We start from the raw sequence: 15,406 nt of genomic DNA, 5'->3' as shown, positions 1-15,406 counted from the left end.
CGCCGATGCGATGCCGTCCCGGGGAAGGGGCTTCAATCGGTGGACGAGAGCGCCGACTCCAGCGCCTGGACCAGTTCCTCGGTGATGGCCAGCGCCCGGCCAGAACGGGAGGGCAGCCACCACCGTGGCGCATCCAGTCGCGCTTCCGCCCGGGAACGCTCCGGTCCGACCGCCGTGACCCAGATCGCGGTGTCGTTGCAGCCGAGGTCGAGCGTCCAGCCGCGCTCGAGCAAAGGCTGGATGCGCGGATGGCGTCCAAGGATCGCGTCGACCTGCGTCATCATGTCGCTCTGCGCCCGGGTGAGCGGGGCGGAGCCCGGTGAGTTGCTCATCGTGCCGATCTTTCAGGGGCTACTTGTCCGATACCGCGTCGGGTCCACCAGCCCGGCCTCGGCGAAGCCGCGCAGGCGGAGGCGGCAGGCCGCACATTCACCGCAGGCAACGCCGTCGTCGGTGGGATCGTAGCAGGAGATCGTCATCCCGTAATCCACCCCCAACTCCACCCCGCGCCGGATGATCTCCGCCTTGGAGAGGTACAGCAGCGGAGCGTGGATGCGAATGGCGCCTGGCCGCTCCACGCCCACCCGCGTCGCCAGGTCCGCCATCCGCTGGTAGGCGGCCAGATACTCCGGACGGCAGTCGGGATAGCCACTGTAGTCGACTGCGTTCACCCCGATGAACAGGGCCTCTGCCTCCAGAGTTTCGGCCCAAGCGAGCCCGAGCGACAGAAGAATCGTGTTTCGCGCGGGCACGTAGGTGATGGGAATCTCCCCTTCCCCGCCCTCCGCATCCGCCCCCTTCGGCACCGCGAGGTCGCTGGTGAGCGCCGAGCCGCCGAACCCGCGCAGGTCCACGTCGACGATGGCATGCCGGGCCACTCCGATCGCCTCGGCCACACGGCGGGCCGCTGCCAGCTCGACGCCGTGACGCTGGCCATAGCGCACGCTCAGCGCGTACGGCTGATATCCGTCTGCTCGGGCAATCGCCAGGGCGGTGGCCGAGTCCAGGCCGCCGCTGAGAAGCACCACCGCTCGGGGTGCAGCACCTCCTTCCTGCACGGATGTCATGCGATCGAAGCCACGGTTGCCGTTGGGCGATCACCCTGAACGCCGTTTTTCCCTTCCCCGCAGAATAACCGCGGGCACCGGCGCGCGTCCATGTCGCAGGCTTCGCGGCTGGGGCCATGGGAGACACGCCCCCCATCAGGGAAACACGAACGAGCGGGAGGCGGCCCCCTGGCCCGCCTCCCGCTCCTCTACCAACGCAACCAGCGGTGGGGACGTTCTATTCCCCCAGGGTGATCTCGGTGAGCCGCAGGTCCACGGTGGCTTCACCACCCTCGGAAACCTCTACCGCAACCGGCAGCGTGGCGTTGGTGAGGAAGGCGATTCCCTCCGGCCCGACCAGGCCGACGGAGTACTCGCCGGGGAACAGATAGCCGAACCGCGCCTCGTACACGCCATCCCCATCCGCGTCGGTGAGCTCGGCCGTCCGGGGATCGCCGCCGCCAGCCGGCGTGAGCGTCGCCGTGAAACTTGTCAGACCCAGCGGCGCGCCCTCGAGCTCGGGAAGCGGCAGCTCCGGATCATCCAGGCCCAGGTTCACGACTACCTCGGCCGCCGTGACCAACCGCGTGGCCTTGAGCGTCGGCCTCATCACCCACTTGCCGGAATTGCCCGCCTCGTGCCCGAAGCTCCGCGAGACGTCGAAGTCGACGAGCAGCGTCTCTTCGCCCTCCAGGACCACCTCGACGTCGTCTACCTCCTCCGCATCTCCCCCGGTATGGTCGCCGTTGACCGGACCGAGCAGAACCTTGAACCCGCTCTGCGCGCAGCTTGGACACTGCAGCTCCCCGTCCACCTCGACGCCCGCCGGCAGGCCCTCATAGTCGGGAGAGGTCGCGTAGACCGTCGTTCCCCCGTCAGAGTCTTCCAGCTCGATGTACGCCCCGCTGATCACGAAGCGCAGCTGCGAATACCGCCCCGCCGGAATCTCGTGGTCGTCGACCAGCTCGACCACGTCGTTCGCGAGCGACAGCAGGTCGGTGGTGACCGGGTCGTCTTGGCGCAGGTAGATGCGGCCGGTGGCGTCTCCCCCCTGCAGGTAGATGTCGCTGATCGTCACCACGGCGGCTCGCAGGTCGCCAGGTGCGTCGGTGAGGAGTAGCGAGAGTCGCGCATCCCCTTCCGCAACCGGCCCGGTGCTCTGGCTGTTGCAGGCCGCCAGCAGGAGCGGCAGGGCCACGAGCGAAAGACTTCTGAGGAAAATTTGCTTCACGGTAGTGGTGGGATTCTGATTGCTTCCTGCCGGGAAGCACGGTCCTTCCTTCCATCTAAGTGACGCCTGGAGAGCAGTATCGGTCACACGGCGGTAAAACCATACAGAGTATTTGCGCCCGTGAGCAAGCCGTCCCGACGGCAGCAAAAAAGGCCGATTCGGGATCGAATCGACCTCACCGCCACGGGAGTCCCTATGCGGATCAATTCAAGCTCGGGCCCCCCGAAGTGGATCCCCCACCTGCCTGTCCGGATGAGCCGCCCTGTCCGTTTGAGCCGCCCTGCCCGGGAGGCGTGCCGTCCTGTCCGGGAGGCGTCCCGCCCTTGCCCGGAGGCGTTCCGGAATGACCAGGGCCGGGGGAATTCCCACCGGAAATCCCTCGGCCCGATCGTTCCGGCCTCCCATGCCCGGGCCGCTCTCCGGGTGCCGGCACGGCCGCCGGCGGTGCGCCCGCCTTCCCGGCTGCCTCCCCTCCGACGCCCGGACCGGCCCACGGTGGCGGTCCGCCGCGCGCGGCGGCTGCAGCCGCGCGTCCCGGGAGGGTTCGCAAGGCGTCCGGCCCCTCCCCCATAGCCGTGCGGACACGTTGTAGAGCCAGGCCGACGGGGAGTCCTCCTTCGCGGTGCAGATAGGTGAGGACCGCAATCGCCACTGGCCGATCTTGCGCCCGCGCTCCCTGGATCACCGCCCGCAGCGAGCCGCGGTCGATCCCCGCCTCGAGGGCATCCGCTCCGGCGGCGAGATCCGCGGCAGTGAGCCCCGGGACACCCGCCATCGCCTCCTGCGCGCTGGCGAGTAACTGGGCACGCCGCTCGACCACCGCGGCGATCCGCTCCATCGGAATTCCTTTGGCTTTGCCCTCCGCCACCCGCGTGTCGATGAGGGTGGTGGGGATACCCGCTTCCGCAACGGCGCGGCGAGCGGCTTCGATGCGCGCCTCAGGGTCCTGGGAGAAAGCGACGCGCGGGGAGGTCGCGGGCGCCAGCATCGCAAAAAGAATGATAATTCGGATCATCCCACGCGACGCTCGATATGAGCGGAAGCGAGTTGACATCTGCGGTTCTGCGGCGGAGAGCCGCTACGACTTTATGACGATTTTGTCGCGGCTCGGGTCACAAATCGGACTTGAGCTCGCTGGCGAGGAGTACCTGCAGGGCTTCGCGGGCTCGCTTGACCCGCATCTTCAGGGCACTGATGGAGGCACCCAACCGCTCCGCCATCTCTTCGTAGGAAGCTTCCTCCACGTGCTTCATGAGGAAGGCTTCGCGCTGCGCCGGAGGAATCGCTTCCAGGGCTCGGAAGACGGCGCCGCGGATCTCGGCCTGCTCGAGTGAGAGCATCGGATCCTCCTCGGAGATGCCGACGACGAGCTCGTCTTCTATAGGAACGGCATTCCGACGGCGATCCTTTAGATAGTCGAGGCAGCCGTTTCGCAGGATGCGAAAGGCCCAGGCTCCAAAGCGGGCGGGATCGGCACAGGTCGAGAGCCGTGTGTAGGCGCGGATCAGACAGTCCTGCGTGAGATCCGCTGCGGCGTCGGCGGTGCCGAGCATTCCCAGCGCGTGCCGGAAAAACCTGTCCTGGTAGCGGCGGACGAGCTCGGCGTAGCACTCACGTTCACCCGCAAGAACGCGAGCTACGAGTTCTGCGTCCGTGTCTTCAGGCCCCGATTCCGGTGGCACTTCAGGACTGGACGACGACCAGAACTCCGTTGACACCGCCAAAGCCATCGTCGACCCGATTCCGGATCGACTCGGGGAGGAACCAGCTCCCGTCGGGGAGCTGGAAAGCATAGTGATAGATGCCAGGCGGAAGGTGGACGCTGAGCTCCCACGCTCCGTCCCGGAAGGTCATCGGAACCGGCTTCCAACTGGTGAAGTCGCCGGCAACTGCCAGGGCCCCGCCGTCCTTGTCGAGATCGACCTCGTCCGCTTCCACCCGCAGGACGACACTCCCTTCCGTCGTCTGGAAGTCTTCGGGAGGAGGCAGCGCGCTCGGGGCGAGGTTCCGGCTACCCAGCCGGCGGCTCATCCCGATCCGCCAGATCGTGCGCGGCCCGTTCCAATATAGCGGATCGTCAGCCTCGCGGGCGAAGGAGGCGTGTGCGGCCACCCGCGGCGACAGATTCACCTGCCCGCCGATCGACCAGCCCCCCTGATCCAGGTTCTCGGCCATCCACCGCCCGGCGCTCAGCCATGCCCTACCCCGCTCGCCGTTGAACTGCACGCCGGCGCTCGCATAGGGATACACTCCCTCGGCCGCGGAAACCAGCCTCCCTTCCGCAACGAGACCCAGAGAGGGGTTGACCGACAAGGCACCTCGCAGCGAGCTGTCGTAGAGCGTGCGCGAGGCGCTGCTGTCGTCGAACGCCCAGGTGTAGTGGGACACGCCCGACCGCGCCTCCACCCGGGCGGGTCCGAGCGAGTACGCCACGAACGGCAACCCCGATAGGGTAGCGCCCACCCCGGTCGAGCCGAGCTCGGAGACGCGGTAGCCGAAGCCCAACACCGAGGCTTCCACACCCATCTCCCAGTTGCCCAGCCAGCGGGATAATTTGCTTCCCACCGCTCCCGCCGCCCAGGGAATGGCGGTCGAATCGAGCGGGACACCTCCCGCCACCGACATCCACACCGGTCCATCCCGCTGCACGCCTACGATGGCGTTGACGCTACCGACCTCCTCGGGCAGCGCATCGTACTCGGCGGCTCCCGCCGAGGCGTCCACGATCCACCCCTGCCCCTCCGCCTCCCCAGCCGCGAACGACCTCAGAACCAGGAGGATCCATCCGCCCGCCAGGAATGGCAACCGCTTCACGCCCTACCGTCGGGAGCGGGGAGGAACAATCGACTATTGCTGCCGCCAAAGCTGTCGGCGACACGCGGGGCGTACGGATCCGTCACCATCCGCGTTCCGTCGATCACGAAAGTGTAATCATGCACGCCCGGCCGCAGAGGAACCAGCGCTGACCAGACCCCGGGCGAAACCTCCTGGAGCTCGTACTGGGGCTGCCATCCGGTGAAGCTTCCGGCCACCGCGACGCGCGTGGCCCCCGGCACCTCCAGCCTGAACTGCACGTACAGCCGCGGCCCCTCCTCGTTTGCCGCGACCCGAGGCGACGAAGGAGTGGTCGGGCCGATTGCCTCCCGGACGGGCACCGCCAGCAGGGCGAGCATTACGGCGCCCAGCGCGTACGCCGGTCGGATGGGGATCGAGACCGGAGCCCATAACCAGCGCACCAGCCGGGCGAGGAGCCCGGGCCGCGCCGGCTCTGGCGCCACAGCCCCCTCCGCATCCGGGAGCGCCGCCATGACCCGAGCGGTCAGGTCCGGCGACGGGACGGAGCGAACGGCGTTCGTGATCTCCTTCAAGCGAGCCGAGAGCAGTTGCAGCTGCTCCCGTTCCTCTATAGTCAGTGCCTCCGGCGGCAGGTCGCCGTCCAGGGCGTCGTGCAGTCGGTCGTCGAGTGTGTTCATCGTTGCCAATTTCCGTAGCCACAATGGCTTGGCCGATTTCGGACCACGGGGTTCGAGAATAACGGCTAGCACACCGCTGACCTTTAGACGACCACGGCGGGTTGCGGGTCACATTTTTGCTTCCCGGACCCCCCGCCGGTTTCTCAAGCGGCCTTCTTGTAGTACCCTTACCGCCGACAGCTAGCGTTATGCGTTCACTTCTGCCCGACGAGAGCGAGTCTCAATGACGAAGTCGCCCCCGATCATCTATACCTGGACGGACGAGGCACCGGCCCTTGCCACCCACGCCTTCCTCCCCACAGTGCGCGCCTTCGCCGGTGCAACCGGCGTGCCCGTGGAGACCCGGGACATCTCCCTGGCCGGCCGAGTGCTCGCCGCCTTTTCCGACCTCCTTCCCGAGCATCAGCGTGTCTCCGACGACCTGGCGGAGCTCGGGCGCCTGGTGAAGACGCCGGAAGCGAACATCATCAAGCTTCCCAACATCAGCGCCTCGATTCCGCAGCTTCGTGCCTGCATCGAGGAGCTGCGCGGGAAGGGCTACGACCTGCCCGACTATCCGGACGAGCCCTCCACGGACCAGGAGAAGGAGATACGGGCGCGCTACGACCGGGTCAAGGGAAGCGCCGTGAACCCGGTCCTGCGCGAGGGGAACTCCGACCGCCGCGCGCCGCGCTCGGTAAAGGAATTCGCGCGCAGCAATCCCCCGCGCATGAAGCCGTGGTCTCCCGAGTCGAAGACCCACGTCGCCACCATGGATGCGGGAGACTTCCGCCACAACGAACGGTCGATCACCCTCCGCGAGCCGACCACGGTGCGGATCGAGCACGTGTCCCGGGACGGAACAGTCACCGTGCTGCGCGAATCGCTCCCCCTGGAGGCGGGCGAGGTCCTGGACACCACCTTCATGAGCCGCAGGCGGCTCGTCGAGTTCCTCGAGCGTCAGGTGGAAGAGGCTCGCGCACAGGGGATCCTCTTCTCCCTGCACCTGAAGGCCACGATGATGAAGGTTTCCGACCCCATCATCTTCGGTCACGCAGTGCGCGTGTACTTCCGAGACGTGTTCGAAAAACACGCGGAGCGCTTCCGCCGCCTCGGGGTGAACCCGAACGACGGCTTCGGAGACGTCGTCCGCAAGATCGCCGCTCTCCCGGAGAACGAGCGCGCGGAGGTGGAGGCGGACATCCGCGCGGTGTACGAACGCGGACCGGCGCTCGCCATGGTGAACTCCGACAAGGGGATCACCAACCTGCACGTCCCCAGCGACATCATCATCGACGCCTCCATGCCGCCGATGATCCGCGACGGCGGGAAGATGTGGAACGCGGCGGGAGAGCTGCAGGACACCAAGGCGGTGATCCCCGATTCGAGCTACGCCCCCATCTACCAGGCGATGATCGAGGATTGCAAGGCGAACGGGCAGTTCGATCCCGCCACCATGGGGAGCGTGTCGAACGTGGGGCTGATGGCGCAGAAGGCGGAGGAGTACGGCTCGCACGATAAGACCTTCGAGATCCCGAGCGACGGCGTGGTGCGCGTGGTCGACGCCGCCGGGAACGTCCTGTCCGAGACGGAGGTCGAAGCGGGGGACATCTGGCGCGCCTGCCAGACCAAGGACGTGGCGGTGCGCGACTGGGTGAAGCTGGCCGTCAACCGCGCCCGGGCCACCGGCGTCCCGGCGGTCTTCTGGCTCGACCGCGACCGCGCCCACGATGCCGAGCTGATCCGCAAGGTGGAGGAGTACCTGAAGGAGCACGATCTGGAGGGGCTACAGATCGAGATCATGGCGCCGGCGGAGGCGATGAAGTTCTCGCTGGAGCGGATCCGTCGCGGCGAAGACACGATCTCGGTGACGGGCAACGTGCTCCGCGATTACCTGACCGATCTCTTCCCCATTCTCGAGATCGGGACCAGCGCGCGCATGCTCTCGATCGTTCCGCTGCTCGCCGGCGGCGGCCTCTTCGAGACCGGCGCGGGTGGCTCCGCGCCGAAGCACGTGCAGCAGTTCCTCGAGGAGGGGTACCTGCGCTGGGATTCGCTCGGCGAGTACATGGCGCTGGCCGCCTCGTTGCAGCACCTGAGCGAGCGCTTCGACAACGCGGGCGCCCACGTGCTGGCCGAGACCCTCGACGACGCGACCGCGCGCTATCTGAAGGAAGGCAAGGAGCCCGCGCGCAAGCTCGGCCAGATCGACAACCGCGGCAGCACCTTCTACCTGACCATGTACTGGGCGCAGGCGCTGGCCGCCCAGACCGACGATCCGGCGCTGGCGGAGAAGTTCCGGCCCGTGGCGGAAGCTCTGGCGGAGAACGAGCGGAAGATCGTGGCCGACCTGATCGGGGCGCAGGGCTCCCCGCAGAACATCGGGGGCTATTACCTGCCCGATCCGCAGCTGACCGCCGCGGCGATGCGGCCGAGCGCGACGCTGAACGGGATTATCGACGGGATTTGAAGGAAGGTTATCCGTTATCCGTTATCCGTTAACAGTAAGGAACGGATGTCTGCAGTGGTGCCTCCTTCGGTAACTAGCGATGGAGGCACCCCGCGATCGACCTCGGCGGTCCCGACAGGCTGAGTCCGGGCCGCCCGGGCCACACAAGAACAACGGACAACGGATAACGGATAGCGGATAACCAATAGCGGACAACGGCTGATCGCCAGCCCCCGCCTATCGCCCCTCCATCTCCGCCCGCAGGCGCTGCTCCTGGGCCCGCACCTCCCCGGTCGGATCGACCTCCGCGAAATCCTCGGTCTCGAACACCGGACGGATCTCTACGATCGACTCTTCCCCGGTCGGGTTGGGAATCCGCTTCACCCACTCCACGGCCTCTTCGATCGAGCTGACCTGCCACAGCCAGAAGCCGGCGATCAGCTCCTTGGTCTCGGCGAAGGGCCCGTCGATCACCGTCCGCTTATCGCCGGAGAAGTGAACCCGCTTGCCCTCGGAGCTGGGCTTGAGCCCCTCGCCCGCAAGCATGATCCCCGCCCTCACCAGCTGCTCGTTGAAGTCTCCCATCTCGCGGAGCAGGCGCTCCTCCGGCATCACGCCCGCCTCGGACTCCGCCGTCGCCTTGATCAGTACCATGACGCGCATTGCTGTCTCCCCGTGAAGGTGTGAGGTTTCACCGCTGTCGCGGCGTGCTTAGCGCCGCATCCTGTGCGACTCCAGCAGGGCGTCGGATGAGGGTAGACGATTTCGACAGCCATCGCAGATCGTCGCAGACGAAGGCCGTGAGAGCGGGGGCGAGAGCAGAGACCCGGGCCTCTGGCGGCGACCGATGACAGGGGCAGACACCCGGGTGCGGGAACGACGCGCGGGCTATCGCCGGCCCCTGCTCACGGCCGGTATCCTCTTCATTGCCTTCAACCTCCGCCCGACCCTGGCGAGCGTGGGGCCTCTGGTGGACCAGATCCAGGCGGAGACCGGGGTCTCGCACGCCGCGCTCGGCCTGCTGACCACGCTGCCGCTGCTCGCCTTCGCGTTCGTGTCCAATCTCGCACCCGCAGTCACCGCCCAACTCGGGTTCGGCGGCGCGCTCGCGGTTTCCCTGGGGCTGATCGCCACCGGCGGCCTGGCGCGCGCCTTCGGATCGCCGGCCCTTCTCTTCGGCGGCACCGCACTGCTGGGGATCGGCATCGCCCTCGGCAACGTCCTCCTCCCTGCTCTGGTCAAGCGGGATTTCGCCCACCGGTCAGGCTTCATGACCAGCATGTACTCCAGCGTCATGGCGGTGGGCGCCACCATCGCCGCGGCGATCAGCTTCCCGCTGAGCGTGCGCATCGGTTGGCGGGGCGTGCTGGCCGCTTGGGCGCTGCCCGCCGTACTCGCCCTGAGCGTGTGGCTCCCCCAACTCAAGGCAAGCCCAGAGCCGAAGGAGGCGGGTCGTACCATCTCGGGCGGGAGGGATTCGATCTGGCGGTCGCGCCTGGCGTGGGAGGTCGCGGCCTTCATGGGGCTGCAGTCGATGACCTTCTACGTGCTGCTCGCCTGGCTCCCCGACCTGCTGCAGGACGGCGGGATGACGCCGGCGACCGCGGGCTTCATGCTCGCTCTCTCGCAGGCCACCGGCATAGCGGGCTCGGCGCTGGTCCCGGTCGCCGCCGGCCGGCTGCGTGACCAGCGCGGCATGGTCTGGCTGCTCGGCGTTTTGGAGGGCGTCGCGCTGACAGGGCTGATCTACGATGCGGTATCCCCGCTCACTGTGGTGTGGGTGGCCATCATCGGCGTGGCTCTGGGCGGCACCTTCGGGCTGGCGCTGCTCTTCCTGGTGCTCCGCTCACCCGACACGGAGACCACCACGCGGCTCTCCGGCATGGCCCAATCGATCGGCTACGCCATCGCGGCGGTCGGACCGGTGATCGCCGGCTTCCTCTTCGACCTGACCGCCAGGTGGCTGATCCCGATGCTGTTCCTGGTATTGGTCTGGGTGGCCAAGGTGAGCGCCGGGCTACGAGCGGGGAGCGCCCGGACGATCGGGAGGGAGGGGTGAGCGGTTTCGAACTTGCGCGTCCCGGGCGTTCCGCCCCTGAAATCATGAACCGGATGACCAGCCGATGCCGACTGAACGCGAGAAGATGCTGGCGGGAGAGCTGTACGATCCTATGGATCCGGAGCTGGTTGCGGCGCGGATGCGGGCGCGGGATCTCTGCCAGGCGCTGAACAACACGCGCGAGAGCGAGGAGGAAGAGCGTCGCCGTCTGCTCCGTGAGCTCTTCGGGGCCGGCGGCGACACGGTGTGGATGCAGCCGCCCTTCTACTGCGACTACGGATCGAACATCGAGCTGGGAGAGCGGGTCTTCTTCAACTTCAACTGCATCGTGCTCGACGTGTGTCCGGTGCGGATCGGCAGCTACACCCTCTTCGGCCCCGGTGTGCAGATCCTCACCCCCATGCACCCCCTCGATCCACAGGCCCGCCGCGGAAAGGAGTTCGGCAAGCCGATCGAGATCGGCGAGGACGTATGGGTCGGGGGCGGCGCCATCATCCTGCCGGGCATCCGCATCGGCTCGCGCGCGGTGATCGGCGCCGGCAGCGTAGTGACCCGGGACGTGCCCGAAGGCGTGTTCGCCGCGGGGAATCCCTGCCGGGTCATCAGGGAGATCGAGGAGGCTGGCACAGCCGCGATACGCGGCCGGTCGGGTTGACTCGATTTCGCTGCGCGCAGCCGCATGGCGACGTGCCCGGGCCCCATGGTGGTACGTTCAGCCAAAAGGTGGCCGAGCACGGGAGATTCCCGGAGGCTGCCTGCCCGACCGGCCAGGCGACGTAAGTTGGTCCGCTCAGCCGTCGGAGGAAGTCTCCGCAAGCGGCTGGTATCGCAGCAGGAGGCAGCGCCCGCCGAGGGGTCGCTGCTCCAGGAGCTGGAGCCTCAGCGGGTTGGAGCCCGTCTTGAAGAGAGGATTTCCCTCTCCCAGCGTGACAGGCACGAGGCCGATGCGGTACTCGTCAAAGAGGCCGTGGCGGATCAGCGTGTCGCAGAGGTCCGCGCTGCCGAAGACGAACAGGTCCTTGCCGGACTGCTCTTTCAGCCGCGCCACGGCGGGCCCGGCGTCCTCCTTGATCAGTATGGTGTTGTTCCAGTCGGCCCGCTCGAGCGTCCGAGAGAAGACGAACTTCGGGACCGAGTTCATGAAGTCCGCGATCTCGTCCGTGGCCTGGGTCCAGTGGGCCGCCATCCCCTCGTACGTGCGGCGCCCGAAGACGAGGGCCCCTACCTGCTCTGCTTGCTCGAGAGAGAACTGACGGAGCTCCTCGCTCCAGGCATATTCCAGGAACGAGATGTCCCAAGGGGTCGGACCCTCGAACATTCCGTCCAGCGTGATCAGGTTCCACATGATTAGCCTGCTCATGACCGCTCCTTCATGTTCTGGTTGGACTTGAGCTGCTCAAAGGCACTGCAACCCTACGTCGACCATCGCGGGCCCGGATCGACAAAGGGGTGGTGACAGAACGAGGATAGGGCCGCGAATCTGCCGAAAGGCTCCCTGCCCGAGGGTTGCCCAGAGTCCGCCCGCAGCGCCTCGGGGAACCGCGGTGGAGGGTTCAGCTGGCGCTGACGCCGGACTGGCAGGTGGCTATGGTGGATTGTCTACGGCGGGACCTGCGGCCGGTCGAGCGGCCCGCGGCGGCCCGGTCAGTGCTTCCTTGCGCTGTCGAATCGCCTGACCGGCCGGCAACTACGAGATCAAGAACATCCCCAAGCTCGAACGAGGACGACTCATGGCGAAAGCACGGAACCCGGGGACAACGCGGAAGCCACCTCTCCCTTCCGATGACCACGCCCAGATCGAAGACTGGATGCGCCGGGTGATGCCCGACCTGCAGCCCATCGTCCGCCGTGTGGACGAGCTGATCCGGGAGACGATCCCCGATCTGCAATACGCGATCAAGTGGAAGAAGGCGTACTACGGCGTGCCCGACCAGGGGTGGATCGTCGAGGTGGTGGCGTACGACGTCTCGGTGAACGTGGTCTTCCTGGGTGGGGCCGACTTCGACTCCCCGCCCCCGCTCGGCGAGGGCGACCGGAGCCGTTACATCAAGGTGACTTCGGTGGAGGAGGTGGAGAAGCCGGAGATGCGGAAGTGGATCGCGGCGGCGAGGGGGGTGCCTGGGTGGAAGTGAGAGACCGGCCAGGTTCGTCCCCGTCCGGTGTAGTACGGATCTCGGGATCGTGGATGGCAGCGACTTCCGGTTTCAGACGCGCGTCGCGATGATGACTTTCTTCGCGCTCACCGGGCTGATCGCTCCATAATCCGCCTCGACCGGATAGCGGAGGCGGCCGAGATGTTCGGCAACGTCATCGTCGGCCCGCCACGCTGAGGGCGCCGAGCCGGAAGAGATTACCGACCGGGGCGACGTTGCACAGGTGACCGGCACCCGGTACCGCCAGCCGGCGGTCTTCCGGGTGAACGCGCTGCGGGCGCTCGCCCCACGAAAGGAGGTGGCGTGATGAAACTCAGCCCCGACCCGACGTTCAACTTCAATCTGCTGCGTTGGATCGGCACCGCACCCTATAGTGGCGCCGACATCGCCGAAGTACTGGACCTGGCCGGCCGGCTCACGCCCGGCGACTTCGAGAGCTGGCACACGGAGTTCCACACTCTCGCCAAGCGTGTGACCACCGAGGGATGGGACGACGACTCCACTTCTTCGGTGACCCGGCGGGACCGGGCTTTCCGTGCCGCGTCCTACTATCGCGCCGCCGACTTCTTCTTGCACGGCAACCCCGTCGATCCCCGCATCGAACAGACCTGGGCGGCCGCCACCGAACAGTTCGACCGCGCAATCACCGAACTCGACCCGGCGGGCGAGCGGGTCACCATCCAGGCCGACAGGTTCGCCATACCGGCGATCTTCTACCGGGCCGGCCGCGACCGCACGCCCCGTCCGACCATCCTCATGTTCAACGGGTTCGACGGCAGCCAGGAGGAGATGCTGCATCTTTGCGGGTTCGCCGCGCTGGAGCGCGGCTTCAACGTCCTGACCTTCGAGGGGCCTGGGCAGCCGAGCGTGGTCCGCGGGCAAGGGCTCGGGTTCCGCCACGACTGGGAGGCCGTGGTCACCCCCGTCGTCGACTACTGCCAGACAGCCCCGGAAATCGACACATCCCTCCTCGGCCTGCTGGGCGTGTCCTTCGGTGGCTACCTGGCTCCCCGCGCCGCCGCGTTCGAGCCGCGCATCCGGGCCGTGGTCACCATCGATGGCCTCTACGACGGCTACCAGTCGGTGCTGGGCCTGCTGACACCCGAGCTGCGGACCGTGCTGGACGCCGGGGACGCCGACGGCTTCAACGCCGCGGTCCGGCGCGCCATGTCCGACAACAATGGCCTGCGCTGGTACATCGAGCAAGGTCTGTGGAGCTTCCGGGCCGCCAGCCCGTACGAGTTCTTCGAACAGGCCCGTCCGTACACGCTGGAGGGGGTCACGGACAGGATCACCTGCCCGGTGCTGGTGTGCTCGGCCACCACCGACCACTTCAACCCCGGCCAGGCAGAGAAGCTGGCCGAGGCGTTGGGCGAGTGGGCCACCCTGCGGCCGTTCACCCCCGCGGAGTCGGCCGCGACCCACTCCCACCCCGGCGCCTCGGTCCTCCTCAACGGCGTCGTCCTCGACTGGCTTACCAAGACGTTCCGTGCCCCGGCCGTCGTTTTGGGTAAGGCACGGTGAGCGGCCGCGCCACCAGGACCCCGGACTTCGACTCCGCCCCGCCGACTCGCGCAGACCGTCAACTCCGCGGTCCGGAAACCGCTGGCCCCGTTACATTCCTATGTTCCAACCACTGGAAGCGAGTGGTTAGCCAGTCGAACTTGCTGGTTCGGTGACTGCCGTACCGGACGAGAGAAAGGAAAAGATCGATGATCTACCACAGCACGCGGATGACCTTCAAGCCGGGTGTACCGCCGGAGAAGCGGGAGGAGGTGCTGGAGAGCCTGCGTAACCAGGGACGGGTGATCCCGTCAGTGAAGTCGTTCATCGTCGGCCACGACATCGGCGGTGAGTACGAGTTCGCCGCGACCTATGTGATCGAAGACCTGGACGGGTACTGGGAGTACCTGATCCACCCGGCTCACCACCACACCGACATGATCGGGCTGCCGGTGGGCAACACGTTCGTGTCATACGACGTCGTCGACAACGACGACCCGGACATGGCCGCGAAGATCGCCGCACTGCACCAACGCCGCTACGACAACGACCCTGAACTCACCAAGCTGGTGTCGGACCTTGCCAGTTACGAGGGCAGCGCCGCCCCTGGCCCACACGGTGACCGCTGACCCATAGGCGTAGCCGGGCAGGCCGCCCCGTCCTCGCAAGATCACGCATCCTTGGCCTTGGACGGCGAGGTGGTCCGCCCGGCCGAGCGCCACCGGACCGGTCGGGCGCCGGCCCGGCGATACCCGGCCGCCGCCGGCCCAGCGCAGCCACCCGGTCCGCGGAGCTGGTCCTGCCACACCCGGGCGACCAGGCCCACGTTGTGTTCGGGGTGCCCGGAGTCGGCTTCCTGGACCCCAGCCGGCACGCGGTCACCGTCCTCGGCACCGCGTTCGGCGGCGCCCGCACGTCACGGCTCTACCAGGAGATCAGGGAACGGCCCGGTTGCCGTACGCGGTCGCCAGCCAGCTCATGTCGTACGCCGCCGGCGGCCCGAAATGGAGTAAGCCCCGGCACACTTGGCACACAAGTGGCACGCAAATGCCGAGCGGGCCCGCCTCAACCGAGACGGACCCGCCCACCGTAACCACATGTCTAAAAAACACTTACATCCAGCGGAGGGCCAGGGATTCGAACCCTGATGGGCTTGCGCCCGCCGGTTTTCAAGTTCCATCGGCACTTTTGCGACCTGCTGCGCCTCGCTGTGAATTCCTAGCATTCGGGCGGCTTTCTCCCATCTCCCATCTTCCCGCCGGTCCTGCTCCCTTGCTTCCATTTGCATCAGTTCCTTGCCCGAATCCTTGCCAAACTCCTTGCCACGGACGAAGACGCGCGGTGCCGCTCACCTGGAGGGAGCAGACGCCGCGGAGGTGGAGAGCTTTCAGTGAGGGGAGGGGGATCGGCCGGTGCCACCCGGCCGGGAGGGAGATAGAAGCGGGCCGCTCCTAGCCGGCTGGAGCCGCCCCCTTCGTCCAAGCCTGCCTCACACGAACACGCACCACACGAG

15 protein-coding genes and 2 pseudogenes are annotated in these 15,406 nt (G+C 67.2%); 7 read left to right on the top strand and 10 right to left on the bottom strand.

Annotated elements, in window-relative coordinates:
• Nucleotides 1-32: 32 nt before the first annotated feature.
• The 7 genes from VF167_00215 to VF167_00185 all read right to left on the bottom strand — a co-directional run bounded on the left by VF167_00215 (nt 33) and on the right by VF167_00185 (nt 5,750).
• Entirely contained in the window at nt 33-332 is a 300-nt protein-coding gene (locus tag VF167_00215; protein ID HEX6923821.1) for a hypothetical protein, read from the bottom strand.
• 12 nt (nt 333-344) lie between these two features.
• Entirely contained in the window at nt 345-1,067 is a 723-nt protein-coding gene (gene queC, locus VF167_00210; GenBank protein HEX6923820.1) for a 7-cyano-7-deazaguanine synthase QueC, read from the bottom strand.
• 217 nt (nt 1,068-1,284) lie between these two features.
• Nucleotides 1,285-2,277, bottom strand: coding sequence for a DUF4382 domain-containing protein (locus VF167_00205; protein HEX6923819.1), 993 nt, complete (start codon nt 2,275-2,277; stop codon nt 1,285-1,287).
• Nucleotides 2,278-2,479: 202 nt separating this feature from the next.
• On the bottom strand, nt 2,480-3,292 hold the full coding sequence (locus VF167_00200) for a hypothetical protein (GenBank protein HEX6923818.1): 813 nt from the start codon (nt 3,290-3,292) through the stop codon (nt 2,480-2,482).
• A 97-nt stretch (nt 3,293-3,389) separates the two neighbouring features.
• A complete protein-coding gene (locus VF167_00195) occupies nt 3,390-4,007 on the bottom strand; it encodes an RNA polymerase sigma factor (protein ID HEX6923817.1) in 618 nt (205 codons plus the stop codon).
• Nucleotides 3,961-5,091, bottom strand: coding sequence for a glycogen-binding domain-containing protein (locus tag VF167_00190; protein HEX6923816.1), 1,131 nt, complete (start codon nt 5,089-5,091; stop codon nt 3,961-3,963). Before VF167_00190 ends, VF167_00195 begins: the two co-directional genes overlap by 47 nt.
• Nucleotides 5,088-5,750 carry a hypothetical protein gene (locus tag VF167_00185; GenBank protein ID HEX6923815.1) on the bottom strand — a complete coding sequence of 221 codons (663 nt, stop codon included), beginning with the start codon at nt 5,748-5,750 and terminating at the stop codon, nt 5,088-5,090. The genes VF167_00190 and VF167_00185 overlap by 4 nt, the downstream gene beginning before the upstream one ends.
• 223 nt (nt 5,751-5,973) lie before the next feature.
• On the opposite strand from VF167_00185, the gene VF167_00180 reads away from it, so the two are divergent.
• Nucleotides 5,974-8,199, top strand: coding sequence for an NADP-dependent isocitrate dehydrogenase (locus tag VF167_00180; GenBank protein HEX6923814.1), 2,226 nt, complete (start codon nt 5,974-5,976; stop codon nt 8,197-8,199).
• Between the two features lie 216 nt (nt 8,200-8,415).
• On the opposite strand, the gene VF167_00175 is transcribed toward VF167_00180, so the two are convergent.
• The gene (locus tag VF167_00175) at nt 8,416-8,841 is read right to left on the bottom strand and encodes a YciI family protein (GenBank protein HEX6923813.1); all 426 of its coding nucleotides are present in this window, start codon (nt 8,839-8,841) and stop codon (nt 8,416-8,418) included.
• 184 nt (nt 8,842-9,025) lie between these two features.
• Here VF167_00175 and VF167_00170 point away from each other — a divergent pair, with 184 nt between their 5' ends.
• The 3 genes and pseudogenes from VF167_00170 to VF167_00160 all read left to right on the top strand — a co-directional run bounded on the left by VF167_00170 (nt 9,026) and on the right by VF167_00160 (nt 10,799).
• Nucleotides 9,026-10,237 carry an MFS transporter gene (locus VF167_00170; GenBank protein ID HEX6923812.1) on the top strand — a complete coding sequence of 404 codons (1,212 nt, stop codon included), beginning with the start codon at nt 9,026-9,028 and terminating at the stop codon, nt 10,235-10,237.
• A 64-nt stretch (nt 10,238-10,301) separates the two neighbouring features.
• Nucleotides 10,302-10,457: pseudogene (locus VF167_00165) on the top strand (maltose acetyltransferase domain-containing protein).
• A 237-nt stretch (nt 10,458-10,694) separates the two neighbouring features.
• Nucleotides 10,695-10,799: pseudogene (locus tag VF167_00160) on the top strand (DapH/DapD/GlmU-related protein).
• A 228-nt stretch (nt 10,800-11,027) separates the two neighbouring features.
• On the opposite strand, the gene VF167_00155 reads toward VF167_00160, so the two are convergent.
• Nucleotides 11,028-11,597 (bottom strand): dihydrofolate reductase family protein, encoded by a 570-nt coding sequence (locus VF167_00155; GenBank protein ID HEX6923811.1) that lies wholly within the window; start codon nt 11,595-11,597, stop codon nt 11,028-11,030.
• Nucleotides 11,598-11,967: 370 nt separating this feature from the next.
• On the opposite strand from VF167_00155, the gene VF167_00150 reads away from it, so the two are divergent.
• The 3 genes from VF167_00150 to VF167_00140 all read left to right on the top strand — a co-directional run bounded on the left by VF167_00150 (nt 11,968) and on the right by VF167_00140 (nt 14,522).
• Nucleotides 11,968-12,369 carry a DUF1801 domain-containing protein gene (locus tag VF167_00150; protein HEX6923810.1) on the top strand — a complete coding sequence of 134 codons (402 nt, stop codon included), beginning with the start codon at nt 11,968-11,970 and terminating at the stop codon, nt 12,367-12,369.
• Nucleotides 12,370-12,696: 327 nt separating this feature from the next.
• A complete protein-coding gene (locus tag VF167_00145; GenBank protein ID HEX6923809.1) occupies nt 12,697-13,914 on the top strand; it encodes an alpha/beta fold hydrolase in 1,218 nt (405 codons plus the stop codon).
• 188 nt (nt 13,915-14,102) lie between these two features.
• Nucleotides 14,103-14,522, top strand: coding sequence for a Dabb family protein (locus tag VF167_00140; protein HEX6923808.1), 420 nt, complete (start codon nt 14,103-14,105; stop codon nt 14,520-14,522).
• 41 nt (nt 14,523-14,563) lie between these two features.
• Here the strand turns inward: VF167_00140 and VF167_00135 are convergent, their stop codons facing one another.
• On the bottom strand, nt 14,564-14,767 hold the full coding sequence (locus VF167_00135) for a hypothetical protein (protein HEX6923807.1): 204 nt from the start codon (nt 14,765-14,767) through the stop codon (nt 14,564-14,566).
• Nucleotides 14,768-15,406: the final 639 nt, after the last annotated feature.

The sequence above is a fragment of the Longimicrobiaceae bacterium genome (genome assembly GCA_036375715.1).
Taxonomy (GTDB): domain Bacteria; phylum Gemmatimonadota; class Gemmatimonadetes; order Longimicrobiales; family Longimicrobiaceae; genus DASVBS01.
Note: the sequence above shows the minus strand (reverse complement) of the source record. Positions and strands in the feature narration are given on the sequence as shown.

What these genes read in the sequence shown, in the direction of transcription:
- VF167_00155 (HEX6923811.1), bottom strand. Translation starts at nt 11,597, where the DNA reads ATGAGCAGGCTAATCATGTGGAACCTGATCACGCTGGACGGAATGTTC.
- VF167_00140 (HEX6923808.1), top strand. Translation starts at nt 14,103, where the DNA reads ATGATCTACCACAGCACGCGGATGACCTTCAAGCCGGGTGTACCGCCG.
- VF167_00200 (HEX6923818.1), bottom strand. Translation starts at nt 3,292, where the DNA reads ATGATCCGAATTATCATTCTTTTTGCGATGCTGGCGCCCGCGACCTCC.
- queC (HEX6923820.1), bottom strand. Translation starts at nt 1,067, where the DNA reads ATGACATCCGTGCAGGAAGGAGGTGCTGCACCCCGAGCGGTGGTGCTT.
- VF167_00150 (HEX6923810.1), top strand. Translation starts at nt 11,968, where the DNA reads ATGGCGAAAGCACGGAACCCGGGGACAACGCGGAAGCCACCTCTCCCT.
- VF167_00185 (HEX6923815.1), bottom strand. Translation starts at nt 5,750, where the DNA reads ATGAACACACTCGACGACCGACTGCACGACGCCCTGGACGGCGACCTG.
- VF167_00175 (HEX6923813.1), bottom strand. Translation starts at nt 8,841, where the DNA reads ATGCGCGTCATGGTACTGATCAAGGCGACGGCGGAGTCCGAGGCGGGC.
- VF167_00180 (HEX6923814.1), top strand. Translation starts at nt 5,974, where the DNA reads ATGACGAAGTCGCCCCCGATCATCTATACCTGGACGGACGAGGCACCG.
- VF167_00145 (HEX6923809.1), top strand. Translation starts at nt 12,697, where the DNA reads ATGAAACTCAGCCCCGACCCGACGTTCAACTTCAATCTGCTGCGTTGG.
- VF167_00215 (HEX6923821.1), bottom strand. Translation starts at nt 332, where the DNA reads ATGAGCAACTCACCGGGCTCCGCCCCGCTCACCCGGGCGCAGAGCGAC.
- VF167_00195 (HEX6923817.1), bottom strand. Translation starts at nt 4,007, where the DNA reads ATGGCTTTGGCGGTGTCAACGGAGTTCTGGTCGTCGTCCAGTCCTGAA.
- VF167_00170 (HEX6923812.1), top strand. Translation starts at nt 9,026, where the DNA reads ATGACAGGGGCAGACACCCGGGTGCGGGAACGACGCGCGGGCTATCGC.